3 protein-coding genes are annotated in these 2,649 nt (G+C 70.6%); 2 read left to right on the forward strand and 1 reads right to left on the reverse strand.

What is annotated here, in order from left to right; all coding sequences use genetic code 11:
* The first annotated feature begins 123 nt into the window (after positions 1–123).
* Together ABZ260_RS49640 and ABZ260_RS49645 are read left to right on the forward strand one after the other, a co-directional pair.
* Positions 124–996, forward strand: coding sequence for a sugar ABC transporter permease (locus ABZ260_RS49640; RefSeq protein ID WP_355632559.1), 873 nt, complete (start codon positions 124–126; stop codon positions 994–996).
* Positions 986–1,828, forward strand: a complete 843-nt coding sequence (locus ABZ260_RS49645) for a carbohydrate ABC transporter permease (protein WP_355632562.1) — start codon at positions 986–988, stop codon at positions 1,826–1,828. The genes ABZ260_RS49640 and ABZ260_RS49645 overlap by 11 nt, the downstream gene beginning before the upstream one ends.
* A gap of 55 nt (positions 1,829–1,883) precedes the next feature.
* On the opposite strand, the gene ABZ260_RS49650 is transcribed toward ABZ260_RS49645, so the two are convergent.
* On the reverse strand, positions 1,884–2,549 hold the full coding sequence (locus ABZ260_RS49650; protein WP_355632565.1) for an amidohydrolase family protein: 666 nt from the start codon (positions 2,547–2,549) through the stop codon (positions 1,884–1,886).
* Positions 2,550–2,649 lie beyond the last annotated feature (100 nt).

The raw sequence follows: 2,649 nt of genomic DNA on the forward strand, positions 1-2,649 counted from the left end.
AGGCCCGCGCGATCAGCGGGGTCAGTGGCGGGGTGTCGAAGTAGCCGAGGGCCGGCTGCTCGCCCAGCAACCGGAAGTACAGCTCGTCCCGGGGGCGCGGGGCGCGGCCGGTCCTTCTGGACCGTGCGCCGCCGCGACAACCTGGTCGGATACCTGCTCATCACCCCGCAACTCCTGGGCAGCGTGCTGTTCGTGCTCCTGCCGCTCGGGCTCGTGCTCTGGTACAGCCTGCACGAGTGGAACGTGCTGGCCGGCACCTTCGAGTTCGTCGGCGCGGAGAACTACGACCGGCTGCTCGCCGACGCCAACCTGCGCGAGGTGCTGGCCGGCACCGCGGTGTTCTCGGTCGGCCTGGTCGTCTTCAATCTCGCCCTGGCCCTGCTCCTGGCGATCCTGCTCAACCAGCGGCTGCGCGGGACCACGTTCTTCCGTACGGTCTTCTTCTCGCCCGTGGTGGTCTCGCTGGTCGCCTGGACGATCGTGTGGCAGTTCCTGCTGCAGGACGACGGCGGTGTCAACGGCCTGCTCGGCGCCGCCGGAGTCGACGGTCCGAACTGGCTGCGCGGCGAGGGCACGGCGATGCTGGCGGTGATCGTCGTTCAGGTCCTCAAGAACGTCGGACTCAACATGGTGCTCTTCCTGGCCGCCCTTCAGGGCGTGCCGGCCCAGCTCTACGAGGCCGCCGCGCTGGACGGCGCCGGGGCGTGGACCCGCTTCAGGCGGATCACCGTCCCCCTGATCAGCCCGACCATCCTGCTCACCTCGATCATCACCGTGGTGGGGTCGCTGCAGGTGTTCGCGCAGATCGCGGTGCTCACCCAGGGCGGCCCCGGTATGTCGACGACGGTCCTCGTCTACTACCTGTACCAGCAGGCCTTCCAGTTCCATCACTTCGGATACGGTGCGACGCTGTCGGTCCTGCTGTTCGCGATCGTGACACTGCTCACCGTCGTGCAGTGGCGGATGCGCAGGAAGTGGGTCATCAATGAGACATGAGGCGCCGACGCGGCTGAAGACGCTCCTGTACGGCCTGCTGTGCCTGCTGTGCGTGCCGTTCGTCTTCCCGACCTGGTGGATGGTCACCTCGTCGTTCAAACCGGTCAGTGAGATCTTCGCCTTCCCGCCGAGGCTGCTTCCCGCGGACTGGGACTTCTCGGCCTACGGGCAGGTCTTCCGGCTGCAGCCCTTCGCGGGCCAGTATCTCAACAGCCTCTACATCGCCCTGGTCGTCACGGCGGGGACGATGGCGGTGGCGGCGATGGCCGGGTACGCCTTCGCGCGCATCCGCTTCCCCGGCCAGAACGTCCTCTTCGTCGTCGTGCTGCTCGGGCTGCTCATCCCGAGCGAGGTCACGATCGTCCCGCTGTTCCAGATGTTCCACGGGCTGGGGCTCACCGACACCCACTGGCCGCTGATCCTGGTGCCGATCCTCGGCGCGCCCAGCGTGCTGGCCACCTTCATCATGAGGCAGTTCTTCATCAGCCTCCCCGGCGAGTTGGAGGAGGCCGCCCGTGTCGACGGGCTCGGCAGGTTCGGCACCTTCTACCGGGTCGCGCTGCCGCTGGCCCGTCCCGCGCTCGGCGCTGTCGCGATCTTCACCTTCCTGCACAGCTGGAACCTCTATCTCGAACCCATCGTGTACCTCTCCTCGCCGGAGAGGTTCACCCTGCCGCAGGCACTGACCCAGTTCGTCGACGCCTACGGCGGGCCGATGTGGAACGTCCAGCTCGCCGCCGCCTCGATGACCGCGCTACCGGTGCTGGTGGTGTTCGTCCTCGCGCAGCGGCAGTTCATCGAGGGCCTGGCCCACACCGGCCTGAAGGGCTGACCTCGACGCGCGCGGGTCGGCCGTCCGTGAGGAGCCGGGCGGCGGCTTACGGCGTCTACCCGCCGGCGGCCCCCGCGCCGAGCCTGTCCCAGACGAGGTGGCCTCCCACCAGCACCGCCCGGACGGGCTCCGGGTCGGCGGGTGCGTCGGCGAGGCGAGTACGCAGGACGACGAGGTCCGCGGGTGTGCCGCGACGGACGCGCCGGGCCGGACCGCCCGGATCGCCGGGCGGGGCGAGGTAGGCGTCGAGGGCCTGGGAGAAGGTGAGCCGCTCACCCGGACCGGCGACCCGCCCGGCCGGGGTGTGCCGCCGGGTCGCCGCGCCGATGACGGCCCAGGGGTCGAGCGGGCCGTAGGGGGCGTCGCTGGACAGCGCGACGGGTACGCCCGCCCGGAAGAAGGTGGCACAGCGGTACAGGTCCTGGTGGTCCTGGGTGGGGAGGTCCCGCAGGAAGTCGTCGCCCCGGTGCGCGAGGAAGCCGGGTTGGGTGACGACGCGCAGGCCGAGGCGGGCCATCTCCGGGGCGAGTTCGGCCGGTACGAGCGCGGCGTGCTCGACCCGGTCACCGGGCAGGGAACCGCCGTCGTCCAGCGCGACCAGCAGCAGGACCAGTGCCTCGCGGGTGACGCAGTGCACGGCGACCGCGCGCCCGGCGGCGTGCGCGGCCCGGATCCGGCCGGTGAGCTCGTCGAGTGTGGGCAGCCCGGAATCGGCGACCACGATCTTGTACGGCCCGACGGCCGGGCACGGTGGCCCCCCGGGGTCACCCCTCGGGGATGGTCAGCGTGATCCCGGTGCGGGTCAGCTCGACCTCGAAACC

Origin of the sequence: Streptosporangium sp. NPDC006013 (assembly GCF_040614275.1) — a bacterium.
GTDB lineage: Bacteria > Actinomycetota > Actinomycetes > Streptosporangiales > Streptosporangiaceae > Streptosporangium.

Coding starts and splice junctions, on each gene's coding strand:
- ABZ260_RS49645 (WP_355632562.1), top strand. CDS start 986: ATGAGACATGAGGCGCCGACGCGGCTGAAGACGCTCCTGTACGGCCTG.